Source organism: Sinomicrobium pectinilyticum (assembly GCF_003725735.1).
GTDB classification, from domain to species: domain Bacteria; phylum Bacteroidota; class Bacteroidia; order Flavobacteriales; family Flavobacteriaceae; genus Sinomicrobium; species Sinomicrobium pectinilyticum.
In genome coordinates this window covers 1-541 of record NZ_RJTM01000060.1, presented here as the reverse complement: position 1 = coordinate 541, position 541 = coordinate 1, and the positions used below count along the sequence as shown (strand labels likewise).

Genomic DNA, 541 nt, shown 5'->3' with positions numbered 1-541 from the left:
GATAATCAACGCTATTCCCAACATGGATACTACAGGCATCGCCTGGTCAAGCCATTTCGCCTTACCGTGCAGCAGTTTGTTGAAAAGCAACCCGGCACCTATAGGGATGATGATCATTTTTACAATGTCCCACATCATGGCCATCACGTGGATCTCTATGAACTCCCCTGCCAGCAACTTCATCAACACCGGGGTCAGGAACGGCGCCAGCAGGGTAGCTATGGACGTAATGGTCAGGGACAGTGCCAGATTGGCCTTGGCCAGGTAAGCCATAACATTGGATGCCATACCACTGGGAGAACAGCCGATAAGCACAATACCCGCGGCAATCTCCGGGGGGAAATCACTCATTGTGGCCAGGGCAAAACCCGACAAAGGCATAATGATAAACTGTGCCGTTACCCCGATAAACACCCCTTTGGGCGATTTGATCACAGACTCAAAGTCCCGAGCACTCATTGAAGTCCCCATACCAAACATAATGACCTGGATCAGAGGGGTGATCAGACGCGTCAGTTTAAAATCACCGATACTGATAAAA

Annotated in this window: 1 protein-coding gene; it reads right to left on the bottom strand. The window is 50.1% G+C overall.

The features are described from left to right. On the bottom strand, positions 1 to 541 hold a 541-nt coding region (locus ED312_RS08880), incomplete at both ends, for a bile acid:sodium symporter family protein (protein ID WP_148044259.1).